The organism is Tessaracoccus sp. OH4464_COT-324, from assembly GCF_003932855.1.
Lineage (GTDB): Bacteria > Actinomycetota > Actinomycetes > Propionibacteriales > Propionibacteriaceae > Arachnia.
On sequence record NZ_RQYZ01000001.1, the window covers coordinates 138053 to 157042 of the forward strand.

General features: G+C 63.9%; 23 protein-coding genes. 10 read left to right on the forward strand and 13 right to left on the reverse strand.

All coding sequences use genetic code 11. The features are described from left to right. The 10 genes from pduL to pduA are packed head-to-tail and all read right to left on the reverse strand — an operon-like array spanning position 1 to position 7594. Positions 1 to 636 (reverse strand): phosphate propanoyltransferase, encoded by a 636-nt coding sequence (gene pduL, locus EII42_RS00650; RefSeq protein WP_125170178.1) that lies wholly within the window; start codon positions 634 to 636, stop codon positions 1 to 3. Positions 637 to 638: 2 nt separating this feature from the next. Next, a complete protein-coding gene (locus EII42_RS00655) occupies positions 639 to 911 on the reverse strand; it encodes a BMC domain-containing protein (RefSeq protein WP_125170179.1) in 273 nt (90 codons plus the stop codon). Continuing rightward, positions 908 to 1396 carry a BMC domain-containing protein gene (locus EII42_RS13795; protein WP_125170180.1) on the reverse strand — a complete coding sequence of 163 codons (489 nt, stop codon included), beginning with the start codon at positions 1394 to 1396 and terminating at the stop codon, positions 908 to 910. The genes EII42_RS00655 and EII42_RS13795 overlap by 4 nt, the downstream gene beginning before the upstream one ends. Then, positions 1396 to 1761 (reverse strand): glycerol dehydratase reactivase beta/small subunit family protein, encoded by a 366-nt coding sequence (locus EII42_RS00665; RefSeq protein WP_233558209.1) that lies wholly within the window; start codon positions 1759 to 1761, stop codon positions 1396 to 1398. Before EII42_RS00665 ends, EII42_RS13795 begins: the two co-directional genes overlap by 1 nt. Continuing rightward, a complete protein-coding gene (locus EII42_RS00670; RefSeq protein WP_125170181.1) occupies positions 1758 to 3569 on the reverse strand; it encodes a diol dehydratase reactivase subunit alpha in 1812 nt (603 codons plus the stop codon). The genes EII42_RS00665 and EII42_RS00670 overlap by 4 nt, the downstream gene beginning before the upstream one ends. A 50-nt stretch (positions 3570 to 3619) precedes the next feature. Beyond that, positions 3620 to 4144, reverse strand: a complete 525-nt coding sequence (locus EII42_RS00675; protein WP_125170182.1) for a diol dehydratase small subunit — start codon at positions 4142 to 4144, stop codon at positions 3620 to 3622. Between the two features lie 9 nt (positions 4145 to 4153). Beyond that, a complete protein-coding gene (locus EII42_RS00680; protein ID WP_125170183.1) occupies positions 4154 to 4819 on the reverse strand; it encodes a propanediol/glycerol family dehydratase medium subunit in 666 nt (221 codons plus the stop codon). 2 nt (positions 4820 to 4821) lie between these two features. Then, positions 4822 to 6483 carry a propanediol/glycerol family dehydratase large subunit gene (locus tag EII42_RS00685; protein ID WP_125170184.1) on the reverse strand — a complete coding sequence of 554 codons (1662 nt, stop codon included), beginning with the start codon at positions 6481 to 6483 and terminating at the stop codon, positions 4822 to 4824. 11 nt (positions 6484 to 6494) lie between these two features. Then, a complete protein-coding gene (gene pduB, locus EII42_RS00690) occupies positions 6495 to 7301 on the reverse strand; it encodes a propanediol utilization microcompartment protein PduB (RefSeq protein WP_125170185.1) in 807 nt (268 codons plus the stop codon). A 14-nt stretch (positions 7302 to 7315) separates the two neighbouring features. Beyond that, positions 7316 to 7594, reverse strand: a complete 279-nt coding sequence (pduA, locus tag EII42_RS00695; RefSeq protein ID WP_125170186.1) for a propanediol utilization microcompartment protein PduA — start codon at positions 7592 to 7594, stop codon at positions 7316 to 7318. Positions 7595 to 7754: 160 nt separating this feature from the next. On the opposite strand from pduA, the gene EII42_RS00700 reads away from it, so the two are divergent. The 4 genes from EII42_RS00700 to EII42_RS00715 are packed head-to-tail and all read left to right on the forward strand — an operon-like array spanning position 7755 to position 10970. Next, the gene (locus EII42_RS00700; protein WP_125170187.1) at positions 7755 to 8102 is read left to right on the forward strand and encodes a BMC domain-containing protein; all 348 of its coding nucleotides are present in this window, start codon (positions 7755 to 7757) and stop codon (positions 8100 to 8102) included. Further along, positions 8102 to 8542 carry a EutP/PduV family microcompartment system protein gene (locus tag EII42_RS00705; protein ID WP_125170188.1) on the forward strand — a complete coding sequence of 147 codons (441 nt, stop codon included), beginning with the start codon at positions 8102 to 8104 and terminating at the stop codon, positions 8540 to 8542. Before EII42_RS00700 ends, EII42_RS00705 begins: the two co-directional genes overlap by 1 nt. Continuing rightward, a complete protein-coding gene (locus EII42_RS00710; protein ID WP_125170189.1) occupies positions 8524 to 9867 on the forward strand; it encodes a PocR ligand-binding domain-containing protein in 1344 nt (447 codons plus the stop codon). Before EII42_RS00705 ends, EII42_RS00710 begins: the two co-directional genes overlap by 19 nt. Positions 9868 to 9869: 2 nt before the next feature. Beyond that, a complete protein-coding gene (locus EII42_RS00715) occupies positions 9870 to 10970 on the forward strand; it encodes a 1-propanol dehydrogenase PduQ (protein ID WP_125170427.1) in 1101 nt (366 codons plus the stop codon). On the opposite strand, the gene EII42_RS00720 is transcribed toward EII42_RS00715, so the two are convergent. The 3 genes from EII42_RS00720 to EII42_RS00730 are packed head-to-tail and all read right to left on the reverse strand — an operon-like array spanning position 10967 to position 13988. Then, on the reverse strand, positions 10967 to 11782 hold the full coding sequence (locus EII42_RS00720) for a carbohydrate ABC transporter permease (RefSeq protein WP_125170190.1): 816 nt from the start codon (positions 11780 to 11782) through the stop codon (positions 10967 to 10969). The genes EII42_RS00715 and EII42_RS00720 overlap by 4 nt on opposite strands. Continuing rightward, positions 11779 to 12705 (reverse strand): carbohydrate ABC transporter permease, encoded by a 927-nt coding sequence (locus EII42_RS00725; protein WP_125170191.1) that lies wholly within the window; start codon positions 12703 to 12705, stop codon positions 11779 to 11781. Before EII42_RS00725 ends, EII42_RS00720 begins: the two co-directional genes overlap by 4 nt. Continuing rightward, complete coding sequence (locus tag EII42_RS00730) at positions 12705 to 13988, reverse strand: ABC transporter substrate-binding protein (protein WP_125170192.1); 1284 nt, start codon at positions 13986 to 13988, stop codon at positions 12705 to 12707. The genes EII42_RS00725 and EII42_RS00730 overlap by 1 nt, the downstream gene beginning before the upstream one ends. Before the next feature lie 149 nt (positions 13989 to 14137). On the opposite strand from EII42_RS00730, the gene hemW reads away from it, so the two are divergent. The 6 genes from hemW (at position 14138) to EII42_RS00760 (ending at position 18980) form a co-directional block, all read left to right on the forward strand. Further along, complete coding sequence (gene hemW, locus EII42_RS00735; protein ID WP_370318076.1) at positions 14138 to 15310, forward strand: radical SAM family heme chaperone HemW; 1173 nt, start codon at positions 14138 to 14140, stop codon at positions 15308 to 15310. Positions 15311 to 15389: 79 nt separating this feature from the next. Further along, positions 15390 to 15758 carry a GntR family transcriptional regulator gene (locus EII42_RS00740; RefSeq protein WP_125170194.1) on the forward strand — a complete coding sequence of 123 codons (369 nt, stop codon included), beginning with the start codon at positions 15390 to 15392 and terminating at the stop codon, positions 15756 to 15758. 2 nt (positions 15759 to 15760) lie between these two features. Continuing rightward, positions 15761 to 16468 (forward strand): ABC transporter ATP-binding protein, encoded by a 708-nt coding sequence (locus EII42_RS00745; RefSeq protein ID WP_233558210.1) that lies wholly within the window; start codon positions 15761 to 15763, stop codon positions 16466 to 16468. Then, positions 16450 to 17244, forward strand: a complete 795-nt coding sequence (locus EII42_RS00750) for a hypothetical protein (RefSeq protein ID WP_125170196.1) — start codon at positions 16450 to 16452, stop codon at positions 17242 to 17244. The genes EII42_RS00745 and EII42_RS00750 overlap by 19 nt, the downstream gene beginning before the upstream one ends. A 98-nt stretch (positions 17245 to 17342) precedes the next feature. Continuing rightward, positions 17343 to 18185 carry a DUF3097 domain-containing protein gene (locus EII42_RS00755; RefSeq protein ID WP_125170197.1) on the forward strand — a complete coding sequence of 281 codons (843 nt, stop codon included), beginning with the start codon at positions 17343 to 17345 and terminating at the stop codon, positions 18183 to 18185. A 24-nt stretch (positions 18186 to 18209) separates the two neighbouring features. Beyond that, positions 18210 to 18980 (forward strand): inositol monophosphatase, encoded by a 771-nt coding sequence (locus tag EII42_RS00760; protein WP_125170198.1) that lies wholly within the window; start codon positions 18210 to 18212, stop codon positions 18978 to 18980. Positions 18981 to 18990 lie beyond the last annotated feature (10 nt).

Consider the following 18990-nt stretch of genomic DNA (forward strand, 5'->3'; position numbering starts at 1 on the left):
TTACTTCCCGAGGATTGTGGCCCAGTCGCCGGTGCTTGCTCCGATGGCGTTGCCCTCATCGGTGTCGAGATGCAGTTCCAGGAGGAAGGACGGTTTGACACGCACTAGGAAATGCTCCAAGATGCCGCCACGTTCGCCGTCGAATTGCACACGGACTCGGTCCTGGTCGTTCAGGCCGAGCGCGGCCGCGTCGTCGGGGCTCATGTGGATGTGTCGCCCCGCGACGATGGCCGCGTGCTCCATCTGGATGCGTCCCGCCGGGCCGGAGATTTCGATCGGACCAGCGTTTTCGAGTTGGCCCGATTGCGCCATCGGGGCCGAGACACCAAGCGCATAACAGTCGGTGCGGGAGAGTTCCACCTGTGTTGCGGGCCGGTTAGGGCCCATGACCCGCACCCGTTCCATCGAACCTCGGGGGCCATGCAGCGTCACGACTTCCTCGGCCGCGAATTCGCCGCGCTGCCGAACATACTTCTTCACCTTGGGGGCCTCATAGCCGAACAAGGTTCGGAAGTCGGCGTCGCTCAGGTGAACGTGCCGGTTGGATATGCCGACCATCACTCGGTGGGGGTTGGCCTCGTTCAGCTGGGACAGCACGCGCGACGCGATCTCGGAAATCAGTTGCTGCTCGTTCATGGTCAGGCCTTGGGCAGCAGTTTCTCGACGTCACTGTGTGGGCGCGGGATCACGTGCTGGCTGACGAGTTCACCCACCTTGGCTGCTGCGGCGGATCCGGCGTCCACAGCCGCCTTGACCGCGCCGACGTCGCCGCGCACCATCACGGTCACGAATCCGGCACCGATCTTCTCGGATCCGACGAGGGTGACGTTTGCGGATTTTGTCATGGCGTCGGCGGCCTCGACGGCCCCGACGAATCCCTTGGTCTCAACGAGACCCAGTGCTTGGCTCATGCTTGCTTCCTCCTCGAGGTGGTTGTCTTGGCGGTGGTCGCCATGGCCGCAGCGGGCGCTGCGGTGATCTTGGGCGTCGGATGCTGGGCGGCCCGCGGTGCGGGCGACTCAGTTTCGGCGGATTTTTTGGTTAGGTCGGGGTTCGCCTCCTTGGCCGGCGGCGCAGTTTTCTTTGGCCGCTCCACGGGCTTCGGCGGCCGGTAGCCGACGGTGGAGTTGTTGTGCACAAGGCTTTCGATCTGCTCGTTGGGTCTGGGTATCACGTGGTGGCTCACTACCCGCGAGATTCGACTCGCTGCGGTGCAGGCGGCGATGACCGCTGCCTGCACCGCGCCCACCTGCCCGAGTACCTTGATGGTCACGTACCCGCCGCCCTTGGCGAGTTCGTAGCCAACCAGCTCCACGTTGGCGGTCTTACAGGCGACGTCGGCGGCCTCTATTGCAGCCACTAGCCCGACAGTCTCCACTGTTCCAAGTGCTTGCATTACTGGTTCCTTTCGGTGAATCCTCGGAGCGGGATTCGTTTCACGATCCGGGCGGCGTTGGAGCCCAGCAGACGGGCGGCCTCAGCCGAGGTTGATTGGACGACGATGTAGGGTCGAGCCTCAGGCAGCTTGTCGAGGGTGACCACGGCATAGTCGAGGGACATACCGATGCCCACGCCTAGCCGGGACGAGGTGGCTGCGCTTTTCGCGAGCACCAGGGGATTCAGCTCCTCCCGATGGCTGACGACGCACGGCACGCCCTCTTCCTCGACGCCGAGGAGAACCGCACTCAGCTGCCTCTCGTCCAGCCCGGTGGCGGCGAAAAGCTCGATGGTGGGGCTCTCAGCAGGTGGAATCCGCATCATGACCCCATCCAACTGAGGGCCAGACCGGTGGCAACGGCGTTACGGGGCCCTTCGGTGCCGCGGATGTTTGCGCGTCCGGCGACCACGCGGTATTCGGCCAGCGCCTTCGTCACCAGCTGCGGGATCTCGAAGTCGAGGGCGGAGCCGCCGACCAGCACCACGAAATCGATGCCGCGGATGTTGTCGGTGGGGCTCACTCGACGCAGCGCGCGCAACGAGTTGGTGACGAATACACGCTCCTTAGCCCGAATACGCACCTGGCGGATGGTCTCCACCGGCAGATCGATCTCTAGCGGAACCATGCCGTCGGGTTTCAGAATCACCACCCGCGCGTACAGGTGAGGGGGCAGCGGCTCGTCGAAAAACTGCACGGTGCCGTCCTCATGCCGGATGTTGAACACCGTTTCCACCCGGGCCAGCGGATAACGCTTGACGTCCTCTGCGGTGTCGAACAGCTCCAGACCCAACTCGGACTGGATCATCAGCGTGACCATGTCTCCAGCACCGGCGAGGTGGATGGAGGTCCCGCTGCCGTCTGCCCGCATGATGGAGGCATCCGTTGACCCCGCGCCCATGTCTAGGATTGCAATGGGTGCGGCAGTACCGGGGGTGGTCAGCGCGCCGCGGATGGCCATGTCGGCCTCCACTCCTCCCACCTCAACCGGCACACCGAACTGCGCCGCCATCTCGTTTGCGAGGCGTTGCATCTGCAGTCTGTCGGTTTTCACCATCACGGCAATCCCGACGGCGGCCTCCATCGCGAACTCCTCGGCCACGCCCCCGGCCACTCGCCGCGGAACATGTGTGTCGACGGCCAGCAGATCCGTGATCTTCACCGATTTCGGGTCGAGGTTGGTCAGCCCGCCCATGGTGACTCGCACCTTTTCCATCATGCCGCCGACGTTGGTGCCCGGCTGGCCGGTGATGTCGTCGACATCTGGGTTCTTCGCCAGGGCGGTCATGATGGCCTCGGCGCCCTCATCAACATCGACCTCTACTGTGCGCTGCACGCTCTGGAAGCTGATCTTGCCCGCAGGGATCCTGCGCTCCTTCACATCGCCTTGCGGGGTCTTGATCACCACTGCTGAGCGGTTGCCGACGAGCGAGCGGGCGAGCGGGACGACCTGCTTTGTGTCGTCTGCATCCAAACCGAACAGGGTGGCGATCCCGAACGGGTTGGACAGGGTCTCGACGATGCGTCCCACTTCTGCGACCTCGACGGCCGCCAGCATTCCAATGGGCACCTTCTCGATATGGGCCACCTCATCAACGATCGGAATTTTGTTGGTCAACCGGTTATGCACCAGCACACCGTCGTCAAGTTGCAGGATCGCTCCGGCGACGGGTATTCGGTCAACCGCCTCGTTGATCAGGCGGGCCACCTCCTCGAAGGAGCGGCTGCGATCAGCCACGATGATCACAGGATCAGTCCCGCGCCAGGTGGGCAGGTCGGCCAGCAGCACCGTGCGGCCGACGCCGATGCCCAAGCCTCCCGGGGTCGCAGGGTTGTGACCGATCATCGTCGACTCGGTGATGATGGTCTCCGTGATGGTCTCCATCGCGACATCACCGATGACGGGGGCGGCCTCGTTAATCCGCACCAGATCCAGATCCGTCATCTTCAGGCCGGCCCGCTCCAGCGCGACGCTCAGGGCTTGGAAGACGCCCTTGATGTTCGCGTCCGTTCCCTTGATCCCGGTGGTGGGGATCGTGGCGGAGGCCAGGAAACGAAGGGAGTCGCCGGTGCGCTCGGCGAGCGCAACCTCAGTGCTTGCATTGCCGATGTCGATCCCGGCGACGATACCCATCGTTGGATTTCCTTCCTTGCTTGCTCAAACTGGCCGAGATCGGCCGGTGCTCAGTCGATCCGCAGACGATCCCGCTGCTCGTAGACGTCCGCAGCCTGCCGCACGAAACCGGCGGAGACCTTGGCCTGGTACTTCTGGTCCAGCTCGTCGGCGATGGCGTAGAGCTCGGCCTTCGTGGAGCGGTACGGGCGCAGCGCGTTGTAGATCTCCAGGAGCCGCTCGTCGGGTACGGCGACGAGCTCGGCCGCCCGGCGCATGTTGCGTGCCAGCGGGGCGCGCCCGGTGTCGTCCGCCACCTGGGCCTGCAACTCGAGGGTCTCCGGGGTGATCCGGAACTCGCTGGGGGACAGCGTGCCCGCCTTGACCTTGTCGAACTCCAAGTCGGTGAGGCTCAACCCGCCCGGAGTGGAGACCATCTCAGGATGCTTCTCCGCAAGCGGATAGTGTTCCTTGCTCACCTTGGTCGCTCGGCCAGGCGTGCCGGCGGGTTCCTTCTTCTGGAAGGAGACCTGCTGCTGGCCGAGATCCTTCATCACTTCGGCCATGATTTGGCGGATGAGTTGTTCTTGATCCATGGCGGTCTCCTAGACGTACGCGATTTGCAGGGCCGATGCCTTGCGCCGCTGGTCGGTTAGCTTGGTCTCCTTGTTGTGCAGCAGCGCTGCGACGGCCTGGTACTTCGGCCGGGCCATCTGGTCGTTGCGCACGGGCACCGGGCTGGGGGACTGGCCCTTCGCGTAGAGGGCGGCGTTCTTGCCGATTGCGCGGAAGGTGTCGAGATCCAGCAAAGGAGCCTGCGAGAACAACTCCAGGTTGGAAAGCGGCGGCAGGTCTTTCTGATGAATCACCGTGGTCCCCCGGGACTGGATGCCGATGCCGATGCCGGAGCCGGAGTGCTTGGCCGCCTCGTGGGCGATGAACCCGACGTCGGCGGTGCGGTAGACCTTGATGAAGCGGTAGTTCAGGCCCTCCTCCTCGATGCCGGCGGTGATCTGTTTCAACACGTCGCCGTGCTTGAGTCCGGTGATCGTTTCCATGATCTGGGTGCTGAACGCGGGCGATAGCGCGACCACCACCTCCTTGGGGTCGGATCCGACGGCGGCCTCGCCTTGCTCGGTGAGGCGCACCGTTGCGCTCGGGTTCACCTTCACCGGGGCCTGCTGGGGAGTGGGCTGGGCGGTCTGCTCGGCCAACACCTCCAAGATCACCTTCTGGATCAGTTCCTTCAAAGTTGCTTGATCGACGCTCATGATCACACCTCCTCCGGGCTGATTGCGGAGCGCACCTGCTTGATCTCGTCCCAACGCTGGTCCGTGATCAGGTATCCGGTCTGCGGGCCGTGGTAGTCGTTCGGGTAGTTCACTGCGGAATTGACGTTGAAGCTCTCGTCAAAGATCGCGGAGGTGTGCAGGTAGTCACCTGCGACGCGCCGCTTCAGCAGGTTGAAGACAGAGCTGGCCACGTCGTCGAAGCCTCCACGGGAGAGGGCCAGCGCCACGTCCATGCCGGTGGTTCCCCGCTTCATCATCTCTTCGGTTGCTTTGAGATCCTCGACGACGTTGCGCTTGGGCATGTCCTTGGAGCCGTGCGCATAGGTGGCCGCCTCGACCTCCTCGTCGGTGATCTCGGTGAGGCCGAGTTCACGGAAAGCCGCCTGCGTTGCCCTGGCAGCCTTGTTTCGCACACGCACGACTTCCTCTTCGAGCGCCGGGGTGAGGCCGCCGTCGACATGCAGGTCGCGCTGCAGGATGTTCCAGTCGTCGTAGTCCTCGGCGTCCCAGTTGGAGCCCGCGAACATGTTGTCGTAGTTCGGGGTGGCCGAGTAGCCGGAGCAGATGAAGTCGGTGCCAGGCACGAACTGCATCAGGGAGCGGGCCACGCGGCGCAGATCGGAGTGTGTGAAGGTCTGGTCGTTGGATGAGGCGCATTCCAGGTCGAGCATCATCGCGATCAGGTTCTCGGCCAGGATCGCGCGGATGCCCTGCGGTACTGCGGCGGGAACACCGACACAGCTGACGGAGCCGTTCTGAGTACCCTGGGAACCAGCGGCCTTCGTCACGAACAGGCAACGAGCCTCCAGGTAGAGCATGGACTTGCCCTCGGCGAAGCCCATCTGCACTTCGGAACCGGTGCCCGAGGTGAAACGCATCTTCAGCCCGCGCGACGCGTAGCAGGACGCGAGAAATGCCTTGGACCACGGCGTATCGTCGCCGTCCATGAAGACATCCTCGGTGCCGTAAACGGAGACGGTCTCGGCGTAGGCGGTGAGGCCGCGCATTCCGAGGGTCAACTCGGTGGCTTCCTCAACGGCGCACTGGGTGAGAGTTCCAGGTCGACCAACCTGGGAACCGATGAGTAGAGCCAATGCGTTGAACGGCGCGTAGCGCACGATGCCGACGGTGGTCTCCATCTCTGCGAATCCGCGGATGGCCGCTTCGGCGGCGTCTGCCGCAATCTGGACGGGGTTGTCCGCGAGGTTCGTCACGTGGCACTGGTTGGCGGGGGAGCGTCGGGCGCGAAGCTTGGTTACTGCGAGCATCATCTCCAGCACACTCATGTGATTAACGATCTCGGTCAGCTTGGCCGGCGTCATGGCTGTGGTGAGTGGGATGATTTCGGAGCGTGGCACGTTGATGTCGCAAAGTCTGCGGGCCATCTCCAGGGAGTCTATGGCCATCGCCTGCTCAGCCAACTCCAGGTTGATGCCGTAGGAGGCGATGAAGGTGTCCAGCATGTCGAACTCGGAGCATGACTTGCCGTCAAGTTCGGTCACGTGACCGTTCTCGATCCGGATGGAGGGCGTCGGGTCGTTCGGCGACTTCATCGCGATCAGCCCGACCTCTGCCCACTCCGTGACGAAGCCGTCTTGGTTCACTGGGCGCGCATCGAGCGCCTCAAATCTCTTGGAACGCATTGCTGTAACTCTTAGATGTACGGGGTGGTGGCGGACGTGGGCACGGAACCGAGGGCGCCCAGGAGGCCGATACCCACCTCTCGGGCGGCGATGATTGCCTGGCGGACAGCTCCGGAGTCGCCGCTGAAGGCCGAGATCACCTCGTTGCTGAAGCTGGTGCCTTTGGCGGGGCTGGAGTAGGCGATCACGTCAATGGTGGACGCCTTGACCGCGGTGTCGGCGAGAACGACGCCGATCGCCGCCGGTGCGCCAACCGTGATGCCGAAGCTCTTGCCGAGGGGGGCACCGAAGGCCATGTTGAGCGCGTAGGAGGCGCGAGCGGTGTACTGGAATTCGAGATGGCCGGCCTCGTTGGCGTACACGTCGCCAAAGGTCCGATCCAGCTCGCCCAGCGTCACCTCAACGGCGCGACGGGCGTCGGACACGTCCTCAGCGCCGAATACGATCAACGAGCCGTGGCCCGCACCGCCCTGCGTGTCGCGGGGGAGCTCGATTTTCAGCACCTCAGAGTTGGTGGCCTTGACGGCTTCGTCCGCCGCGAAGATGTGCGGCCCGGCACCGGTGCGGGCGCCCACGATGCCGATGGAGCGGTACTTCTTGTCGAGCTCCATCATCTCGTGCAGCTTGGGATCCACGTTGGCGATCACCAGGCCGATGGTCTCCCCGATCGCGGTGCCCACGAATTCGGTGCAGGCAGGACGGGCGGGAGCAGCTGGGGCTGCTGGGGCCGCGGGGGCGGCTTGCGCTGGAGCGTCGACCGTCCCGCCGAGCTGCTTCATGACCTCGGCCATGACCTTGTTCATCAGTTCGTCTTGCATGTTCGCTCCCCAACTCACTTCGCGTTGACCGGCAAGATTTTCTCGACGTCGGTGTGCGGGCGTGGGATAACGTGCACGCTGACCAGCTCGCCGACCTTGCTCGCGGCAGCTGCGCCGGCGTCTGCGGCGGCCTTCACCGCACCGACATCCCCGCGGACCATGACCGTGACGAAGCCGGCACCGATCTTCTCGCTACCGACCAGTTGTACGTTGGCCGACTTCACCATGGCATCCGCTGCCTCGACAGCACCCACGAAACCTTTCGTCTCGACCATGCCAAGTGCTTCTTGCATGTTTGACTCCTTTGTCCAGGAAGCGCCTACGGCGCCGCTTCCTCTACAGGGTAGGCAGGGTTTGTGTACACGGAACGAGCCACGTGTTACACATTTCGACCCTTCCGGCGCTCGTGGAGCTTCCTGGGGTTAGGGTTGGGTACCGAGCAGGGAGTTGAACATGGACGTTCAGGACAAGCAGCGCATCATCCAGGAGTTCGTTCCTGGCAAACAGGTGACCTTGGCCCACATCATCGCTAACCCGGACGAGGCGCTTTACGCGAAGGTCGGGTTGACGACCCAGACGCGTGGCGCTGTTGCTGTGCTCACCATCACGCCCGGCGAGGCAGCAGTGATCGCCGCCGATATCGCGACGAAGGCTGCAGGGGTGCACTTGGGCTACGTGGATCGTTTCTCCGGATCGCTGTTGCTGGTGGGCGCACTGGCGGATGTCGAATCCTCGGTCCGGTCCATCGTCGAGACGCTAGAGCAACTGGGTTTTACCCCGGCACCGATGACGAGAACGTGATGTACCGGCCGACTCTTCTGGTGGGCAGCGTGGGCGCGGGCAAAACGACGTTGCGGCAGCGGCTGTTGGGGGAGGAAATTGAGTACGCCAAGACTCAGGCGATGGACGTCGTCGGAAACATCGTCGATACGCCCGGGGAATACCTGGACCACGGCCGGCTGAATCGGGCACTCACCATCAGTGCATACGACGTGGAGATCGTGGTTCTGGTTCTGGATCCAACTGCGGACAACTCCCGCTTCAACCCGGGGTATGCAGCGGCCCTCAACCGCCGGACTGTTGGCGTGGTGACCAAACGCGATGTTGCCACCGTGGCTCAGCTGGCGGATGCGCGGGAGAATCTGGTGCGGGCGGGGGCTGAGCGAGTGATCGTGGTGAGCGGTGTCACAGGACAAGGGATCAACGAACTGAAGGAGGCGCTATGCAGCACGTCGACTTGAGCGGTTTCGATCCCGGTCTGCTCGACCTGCGCAGGCTGATCGATATAGAGAAACTGCAGGCGATTCAGGAGGAGTTCGCGCGCGACACCGGGCTCGCCATGATTACCGTCGATGCAATGGGCACTCCCGTCACCGAGGCTTCCCAGTTCACTCAGCTCTGTGAGTTCTTGCGCCGAGACCCGGAGATCCGTAAGCGTTGCTACAGCTGCGACGCGCACGGTGGATTCCAGGCAGCCCTCGAAGGGCGCCCCTTCATCTATCGGTGCCATGCCGGGCTGGTGGACTTCTCGGTGTCCATCATGGCGGGCAAGCACTTCCTGGGGGCCATCATGGCCGGCCAGGTGATGCTGCAGAAGGGCATGGATCAGCTCGACAGGATAATCAGCATTTCGAGCGGGCTCTCCGACGACGAGGTGGGGGAGCTGTACGACGGAATCCGGGTGGTCGAGTTGGCCAAGCTGGAAAGCGCAGCGCAGCGGATCATCAGCATGGCAAATGATGCGCTGGGCAAGCAGCAGGCCTATTTCGATTTCTCGGCGACCGCCGGAACCTACTTGGGGCGGGTGCAGCCCTACCCAGCGGAGGGGACGGGTCGCCTGCTGGCGCCGATCGTCGCTTCCCGGGCCAAGGAGGCCCCGCTCATCCCGATTGTTCCGTCGCCGGTGGAGGCGGAGGCGGAACTCAACCCCACCGAGTGGGCGCAGAACCTGCGCCGACGCAACGTGGCGGCCAACCTGGAACTCCTGAACGACTTCCTCGACACGGTGATGCCCCGATGGAGCCTCAAGATTCCGGTCAGCGTGTTGGGTCCGCTGGAGGACATGCTGATCGGGATCGCTTCGAGCGAGGGCGTGCGGTATGGAAAGGAAATATCGCAGTCTGTAATCACGCAACGCAAGAAACGCACCGCACCACTGAATAGGTATGCAGCCCAGGTGTACTGCGAGCGGCTGTTGATCCAGTTGCACGATTTGATTGAGCCGGAGCTACCGCCGGGCGAGCGCAGCATCGCCACGTTGCTGAACGAGATCGAGAAGGAGCCAACGGCGTTCCTGACCTGTGCGAAAGCCGCGGAGTTCCTGATGTGGAGCGAGTCGCACTTCTCCAGGCAGTTCCGCAAGCACACCGGTTACAGCTTCAACCAATACGTCACGAGGAAGCGTATTGAGCGCGGCAAGTTTTTGCTGGTGCACACTGACAAGCCCGTACTGCGCATTGCTGCGCACCTCAAGTTCCAGCCGCTGAACTATTTTTCGCGCGCGTTCAAACGCGAAGAGGGCGTCACCCCGTCGGAATATCGGGACAGCCACCGCACAGAGGAGTGATGATGCAGGAGTTCCGCCTGAACACAACCGTAAAGATGGGTTTCGACTCGCTGACCGCGCTGCAGGCCTACCGTGGGAAGGCCGCACTTGTCGTCACGGACGATTTCCTGTCGAGCACGAAGCTATTCGACGAGATCCGCTTTCACCTGGGTGGGGAGCCGACGGTGTACTCGGGCGTGCTGCCGGACCCGACGGTCTCCGTGGTGAAGGAAGGGGTGGCCCGTTACCTGGCGGCTCGCCCTGACGTGGTGGTTGCCTTCGGCGGGGGATCGGTGATGGATACCGCGAAGGCCATGCACAAGGCCGCGGTCGACAACGACTTCGGCGCCCCGGAGGGCATCGTCGCCATTCCGTCGACGAGCGGATCGGGCTCGGAGGTGACCTCGTTCGCGGTGCTCACCGATGAGCAGACGCACACCAAGATCCCCCTCGTCTCTGCGGACATGGTGGCGAAGGTCGCCATCTTGGATCCCGACGCGGTGCTCAGCCTGCCGCCAAGGATCACGGCCGATTCGGGGCTGGACGTGTTGACGCACGCCCTGGAGGCCTACGTCTCGGTGGACGCCAGCGACTTTTCCGACGCGCTTGCCGAGAAGGCGGTCGAGCTGGTCTTTGCCCACCTGGAAACGGTTTTCCGTGACGGCTCAAACGCGGAGTCGCGCACCAGGATGCACAACGCCTCCTGCATGGCGGCCATGGCCTTTGACAACTGTGGGCTGGGGATCACCCACAGCCTGGCCCATGCGCTCGGCGGACATTTCCACATCCCCCATGGCCGATGCAACGCCATGCTGCTCCCACACGTCATCGAGTACAATTCGCGCTGCCCGCGCGCGGCCGAGCGCTACGCCCGGCTGGGCCACATGCTGTCGCCTTCCGCGACGGGTAGGGCGGCGGTGACCGCTCTCGTCGCCCGGGTGAGGAAGCTGAATCAGGCTCTGGAGGTGCCCGAAACCGTGCGGGAGGCGGGAATCAGCTTGGCCGAGTACCGACAGTTGATCGAGGAGATGGCCGCGACGGCCGCCGCTGATGGCTGCACTCCGACCAACCCCATTCGCCCCAGCCACGAGGATCTTGTCCTACTGTTGCGCAAGCTGGGCTAGCGCAGGCCCGAGGTGGTGAAGCCGCGCACGAGGTAGCGCTGCAGAAACAGGAAGACCAGCAGCATGGGGGCGACGGCGATCAGCGTGCCCATGAACAGCTCGGGCAGCTTCACCCCCTGGCTGGTCATGAACTGGCTGATCGCCACCTGGAGGGTCCGGGTGTTGTTTCGTCCGACGAGGCTTGGCCAGAGGAAGGCGTTCCAGGAGCCGATGAGCACGATTGTTCCGACGGCGGCGACGATTCCCTTGCTGTTGGGCACCACGATGCGCCAGAAGACTCCCCAGGGGGAACAGCCGTCAACGGCGGCGGCGTCTTCCAATTCGACGGGGAAATCCAGGAAGAACTGCCGGAACAGGTAGGTGGCGAAAGCCGAAAATGCGCCTGGAATGACGAGCCCCCGGAAGGTGTCAATCCAACCAAACTGCGCCGTCATGATGAAGGTGGGCACGAAGGTCATCGTCGCGGGCACCATCAGGGTGAATACGGTCAGCCCCAGCAGTGCGCTGGCCAGGCGGTGCGTCCAACGGGCCAGCGCGTAGCCGGCCATCAGCGTGACGAAGATGGTGAGGGAGGTCTGGGTGAGCGCCATGATCGTCGAGTTGAGGAACGCCCTACCGATGCCTACTGAGTCATTCTCCAACAGGCGGTAAAGGTTGGTGAGGTCGAACTGATTGGGTAGCCAGTTCCAGGCGGGAGACGCAATGTGGCGCTGGGTGGAGAAAGCGTTTCGGATGATGATGTAGAAGGGCAGCAGGAAGAAGGCCGCGAGGATGATCAGCAGGGCGTATCGAGCGATTGTCCAGAACTTCATCGGGCCAACTCCGCACGATTTGCCCGATTCAACACCCGGTTTTGGATCAGGGAGAAGATGATGATGATGCCCGCCAGGATCATGGTTCCGGCTCCGCCCACCCCGAGGTCCTGCCCGCCCGAGCCGAACGAGAGCACATACAGGTGCACCAGCGGGGGACGAGCATAGGGCGGATAGGAGCCGAGAGAGCCCAGCATGTTGTAGAACTCGTCGAAGGCTTGGAACGCGTTGATCAACAGCAGCATGATGACCGCTGCGCTGGTCGCGCGCAGTTGGGGGAGCGTGATGTGGCGGAGCATCCGCCAGCCATGTGCCCCGTCTAGGGCCGCCGCCTCATAGGTTTCGTGGGGGATGCGCTGGAGCCCGGCGATCAGCAGGATCATGTAGAAGCCCACCTGAAGCCACAGCCGGACGGAGACCAACGCCACCCAATAGAGTCCGTTGCCGCCGCCCAGCCAGTTGACTGGGGCGCCGCCGGTGGAACTGATCAAGGAGTTGAGCAGGCCGAAGCGGGCGTTGTTGAAGAAGGCCAGGCGCCAGACGATCGCGGCCACAACATAGCTGACGGCTGCTGGCAGGAAGAACACCGATCGGAAGAAGGCTTGGCCCCACCGCAGGTTGTTCAGCAGCAGGGCCAGCCCCAGGGAACAGACGTAGGTCAGTGGCACGATGGCCACGGCGAAGAGCACGAAGACGAGAAGCGAGTCGCGAAAGAGCTGGTCGTTCAGCAGGTAGGTGTAGTTTTCGAAGCCGACGAACTTGGTCGGCGTGATGGTGTTTCGCGCCTCGAAGAACGACAAGTAGGCGCTCCACGCCACCGGCACGTAGACGAATACTGCCAGGCCGACGAGAAAGGGTGCGACGAACACCAAGAACCACACGTTTCGTCCCTGGTGTCCGCGCACCCTTTTCCACAACTGCATCAGCCAGCGAGTTTCTTCAGTTCGGCCGCCGCCAGATCAGCGAATCCGGCGAAGGCCTCCTTCGGGTCCTTCCCGCCCACGATCACCTTGCTCACCGCAGCGCCGTAGGCCTCCCCCAGGGCGCCGGACCACATGATGTCGTTGGCGAAGCCGTGATCCGTGACGAACTTGGCCGCGTCCGCGCCCGGGCCGGACTTGAACTTCTCGGACTGAGCGGCCAGCGCGTTCTTGGCCGGAATGTGTGTGCCGTAGGAGGCGGAGAAATCGACCTGCTTATCTTCTTGGTCGATCCAGAGCCATTTCACGAACTTCTTAGCCTCCTCGACGTGCTTGCCCTTGGCATTCACGCAGGCGCCGAACGCGCCGAAGGGAACGGCGGGCCGGCCGGTGGGGCCGAACGCGGGGAAGGGCAAGACACCGAAGTCGTCGCCGATGGCCTCTTGGATCTGTGGCATCGACCACAACCCGCCCCACTGGAAGGCAGCCTCGCCATTGGCGAAAGCGTCGGGGGCAAACCAGTCGTTGGATGCGCCGGCGACGACGGCTCCGGACTGCACGAAGCTGCGGTAGGCGGCGAGGGCGGCGTAGAACTCGTCGGTGAGGAAGGCGGCCTCCGTGCGTTCCGGGTTCAACTGGGCGTGGCCAGAGGCCCAGATGAACATGGTGCCCAACACGCCCACGCCGGAGTCGTTGCCTGCGAAAAACCCGCCAATCGAGCCCTCCTGAACGGCCTGCGCTGCGGCGACCAGCTCGTCGAAGGTCTTGGGCGGCTGCAGGCCCTTGGCCTCCAGCAGCGACTTGCGGTAGTAGAGCAACTGCATGTCGATGGTTTGCGGAATGCCGTAGACCTTCCCCTGGAAGGTGAAGCGGTCCATCACCGGTTTGTTGAACTGATCCCGAACGGGCGCGACGAGATCGGTCAGGTCGGCGAGTTGGCCGGCTCGGATCATGTCCAGGGAACCACCCTGCTCGTATTCGAAGACGTCGGGGGCCTCGGGCGTGAGCAGTGCGGCGCCGAGGATTTGCTTGTACTCACCGGGGGTCCAGCTCACGCTCACTTTGGCGTCAGGGTAATCGGCGGCGTACCGCTCGACGGCTTCCTTGACCCCCTGCTCGCCGTACTCGTGGTACCACTGGTTGAGGGAAACGGTGGCATCCGGGTTGGTTGAGGGGCTGCCCGTGGGCGTTGGTTGGCCGTCGAGGCCCGAGTTGTTGCCGCAGGCGGCAAGCGTGGCCGCGGCGGCGAGTCCGCCGCCCAGAATGAGTGTACGTCGGTTCAGCATGTCTCAACCTTTCCATGGAACATCTGCGGATGCGCGAAAATTGGTTGGTTAACTCTACGCCGACAGCGAAAGGAAGCGCTCTTCGAGCGTGCGCCGACGGCCCGGCTACCGGTGGTGGGGGCTGTTTTCTGTAGGATTCGTGCGTGGTGGTGAAGAGCGAACCTGGCCAGTGGGTCGAGGACATTTTGCCTGGGGGGACGACGAACTCCGGGCCGCTGTCGATCTACATCCATGTTCCGTTCTGCGCGACGCGGTGCGGCTACTGCGACTTCAACACCTACACGGCACAGGAGCTGGGTGGCATGTCGAGTTCGACGTTCGTGGCCTCGGCTCATGAGGAGCTGCGTATCGCCCGGACGGTGTTGGGGCAGCGTCCGGTGCAGACCGTCTTCTTCGGCGGCGGGACGCCTTCGTTGTTACCGGCCGGGGAGCTGGTGGATTTGCTGCGCGGTATCCGGGAGGCCTTCGGCCTCACTCCGGATGCGGAGGTCACCACGGAGGCCAATCCGGAGAGCGTGAGCCGGAGTTACCTCGATCAGCTGCGCGAGGGCGGGTTCACGCGCATCTCGCTCGGGTTCCAGTCGGCGGTGCCGCACGTGTTGGCCACGCTGGAGCGCACGCATACGCCGGATCGGGGGCTGCGCGCCGCCCGGTGGGCCCGGGCAGCCGGGTTCGAGCATGTGAGCTTGGATCTGATCTACGGCACCCCGGGGGAGACGTTGGCTGACTGGCAGTTGAGCCTCGACGCGGTGACGGCGACCCCGGTCGATCATGTGAGCGCGTATTCGCTGATCGTTGAGCAGGGGACCCGCCTGGCGAGACAGGTGCGCCTCGGGCAGGTTCCCATGCCGGATGAGGACGACGTGGCCGACAAGTATTTGTTGGCCGACAGTTTTCTGCGGGCGCGGGGTTTCCGCAACTATGAGACGAGCAACTGGGCGCTGCCGGGCGGCGAGTGCCGGCACAACCTCGCCTATTGGCGGGGCGCGGACTGGTGGGGCGTCGGGCCTGGCGCACATAGCCACGTGAACGGCGTCCGGTTCTGGAATCACAAGCACCCGGCCGCCTACGCAGCGCGGTTGAGCGCTGGGCGGCTGGCGGTTCAGGGGCGAGAGATACTCTCCGCCCAGGAGCGCCGCGTGGAGCGGGTGCTTTTGGAACTCAGGCTGGCCGAGGGCCTCGACCTGGGGGTCCTCACGGACAGCGAACGCGCTCGGGTGCCGGACCTGGCGGAGCGTGGTCTGGTCCGGGTTGCTGGGGGGCGGCTCGTCGTGCTTGAGCGGCTCCTGGCCGACGGCATCATCCGAGAGCTTCTCGACTGAGTTTGGGGAAACCCTTGACAGCGCTGTCCTGCGCAGCTAGTGTATTAAGTAATTAATACAGCAGTACGGGAGGTGCGGGTTGCAGTTCGACAACAGCTCACCAATCTGGTTGCAACTGGTTGACGAGAGCATTCGCCGGGTAGTTACCGGCCGGTGGCCCCCCGGCGGGCGAATCCCGGTGGTGCGTGACCTGGCCGTCGAGTTGGGTGTGAATCCGAACACGGTGCAGCGCGCGATGGCGGAACTGGATCGGATGGGAGTCACCATCGCGGATCGAACGCGGGGACGGTGCGTCACGGAGGACCTGTCCCGCATCGAGGAACTGCGTGAGGAGATCGCGGCCGCTCGGACCGACGACTTCGTCGGCTGGGCGCGAGGCGTTGGTCTCTCCCTAGCCGCAGTAACAGAACTGTTGGAGGCCCGGTGGCGGGCCATGGAAGGAGAGTGAAAGTGACAGCCATAAAGGTTGAATCGCTGGTCAAGCGCTACGGCGGGTTCGCCGCGCTCAACCAGTTCAGCCTGCAGCTTGAACCCGGTCAGGTGGTGGGACTGCTGGGCGAGAATGGCTGCGGCAAGACCACCCTGCTCAAGATTTTGGCGGGCGTGCTGATGCGCTACGAAGGCCAGGTGGAGATACTGGGGCAGCAGCCGGGGCCGGAGACCAAGGCTCAGGTGAGCTACCTGCCGGACCAGAGCTTCCTGGCCGATGGGGACTCGATCGAGAGATGCGCCCGGCTATTCGCGGACTTCTTCTCGGATTTCAACCGGGCGAAGTTCGACGACCTGATCCAGTTCTTCGGCCTGGAGACCAAACGGAAACTTGTCGAACTCTCGAAAGGAATGAGGGAGAAAGCACAGATCGCGCTTGCCATGAGCAGAGACGCGAAGGTGTTTCTGCTGGACGAGCCCATCTCGGGCGTTGACCCGGCGGCCCGCGAGGTGATCATGCGGGCAATCGTGCGCAACCTGGAACCGGATTCTCTGGTGCTGTTGTCGACCCACCTGGTGCACGACGTCGAACCCATCCTGGACCGGGTGGTGATGATGCGCTACGGGCAGGTGCTGATCGATGGTCTGGTCGACGAACTCCGTGCCGAGCGCGGCATGGGCATGGAACAACTGTTCAAGGAGGTATACCAGTGGTCGGAAAGCTACTGAAGTTCGAGTTCCAACGCACCCGCAGCATGCTGGCTATGCTCTGGCTGGCGACGGCTGGGCTGCTCCTGCTGAGCTACGCGCTGTGCTTCGTGAATTCGGCTCTTGCTGGTGTCGTGTTCGTGCCTGCGGGTCTGCTCTGGTTGCTGCTGCCGGTAGTGGTGCAGCTCTACCTGGCCTTCGAGGCCTACCGTTCCAGCTTCGGCAGGCGGGGCTACTTCATGCACGTGCTGCCGGTCAGGGGCGGGACGCTGGTGCTGACGAAGTTGGGCTACATGGTCCTCATTTCCGCTATTTCTCTGGCACTGAGCGTTGTGTTGCTTCCGCTGACCACGCATGTCGGACATGAACTGAAGATCGTCCCTGAGATAGGCCTAGGGGATGTCTGGAAGCTGGTCTCGGAAAGCGGCGGCCCGGCCTACTTCTTCCTGGCCTTCGTCGTGCTGTCGATCGTCGTCTTCACGCCCCTCCAATACCTGTTCTGTGTCTGCGTTGGCGCGGAATCCTGGATCAGCCGCACGGGTGGGTTGGGGCCCTTCCTCACCTACCTGCTGCTCTACGTAGCACAACAGGTGGTCATGACGCTGGCGCTCCTCCTGCCCGTCTCGCTCGACATGATCACCGGGGAGATCGTTTTTGGCAGCTCTATCGGCATGGCCTGGGGAGGTTATTTCGGGCCCTACTTCCCCTTGGGCATAGTGATTGCGGTAGTGGCGATCTGCGTCGCTCTGCTGTGGCGCACGCTGCTGAGCGTGACTCGCAAGCTTGAGCTTCGCTGACCAGCCGATCTGAGGGGGAGCCCCGCGCAGGGCTCCCCCTCAGCGGTGCGTCCGGACGGATCAGGGGCGCTAACATCGTCGGGCGAGGAGGGTTTTGAATGGATCGCTACCCCAAGGATGTGCTGGCCGAGGGCTGGCAGAAAGCGCACCTGAAAAAGACGCGCGACGTGCCCGTCGAGCTCGACATGGTGATTGAGGTGAACGACTACTGCGGTGCAGTGGTCGGCTGGGAGAACGGGATCGTGATCCTTGAAGACCGCAAGGGCAGGAGACGAGGCTTCCCATTTGGGCCCGGCTTCCTGATGGAGGGGCAGCCGGTGGCGTTGCGGCCACCGCTGCGGCAGGGGGCGAGCAAGCCACGCTACACGGCGTCGGGTTCAAGAGCACCCTCGGAGCCGGAACGGGCCAAAGTGGCGTTGCCCAGCCGAATCTACGTCGAGGGCCGCCACGACGCCGAGCTGGTGGAGAAGATCTGGGGCGACGACCTGCGCCACGTCGGGGTGGTGGTCGAATACCTTGGCGGTATCGACGATCTGCCGCGCATCGTCGAGGAGTTCCGCCCGGAACCCGGGCGGAGGCTCGGGGTGCTGGTGGACCACCTCGTTGCGGGCTCGAAGGAGTCCCGGATAGCGAGACAGATCCGGTCCGCGGGCTATGCCGACACCGTGCTGATCCTCGGCCACGAGTTCGTCGACATCTGGCAGGCGGTACGCCCGGAACGCATCGGTCGCACAGCCTGGCCCACTGTGCCGCGCGACGTCGACTTCAAGCTGGGCACCCTGGCCGCGCTCGGGCTACCGCACGCCAACCAAGCGGACATCGCCCGGGGCTGGCAGGCGATACTCGCGCGGGTGCGCAACTACCGCGACCTAGAGCCGCAACTCAACACAATCGTCGAGACGCTGATCGATTTCGTCACTCAGGATCACCACGACCAATGAACTGGTTTCGCTAAGGTTGAGCGCATGGACCTCGAAGGGATCGCCGAACTGATGCGGGAAACCGCTCACCGGGCCATCAACCCCAGATTCCGGCAACTCGCCCAAGGGGACATCGACGAAAAACGACCCGGCGACCTCGTTACTGTGGCTGACCGCGAGGCGGAGAACATCCTGGGCGAGCTGCTGCTCAGAGAATACCCGGAGGCACACGTGGTGGGCGAGGAGAGCGTTTTCGCCGGCACCACATCGCTGACCGAACTGGCGGCGGGCCACGTCTTCGTGATCGATCCGATTGACGGCACCCGCAACTTCGTCGAGGGACGCAAGGAACACGGAGTGATGCTGGCCGAGGTGCGCGCCGGGGAGACGGTGCGCGGCTGGATCTGGCAACCGCAGTACGAACGGCTCTACACGGTGGAGCGCGGCACCGGCGAAGTCCTGCTGAACGGTGAACCCGTCGAGAGGAGAGCGCGGCACCCATTGCCGCAGGGCGCGGCCGGTCAGCGGCGACGATGGGGGTACACCGCGGGGGGCAAACTGGCGCCCGTGCGGCGCAGCTCCGGCGCGGCATGCTTCGACTACCCACACACCGTGACCGGGGAGATCGACTTCATGTACTACACCAACGCCCACCCCTGGGATCACCTGGTGGGCTGCCTGATGCTGGCCGAGACCGGCGGGGTTGGGCGGATGCTCAGCGGAGAGGACTACGTCGTGGGCACGCAGGGCCGGGGGCTCCTGGTGGCTCGCACCCCGGAGATCTGGGACCTGGCGGCGGCCGACTGGGAGCCCTGACAGCCTGCTG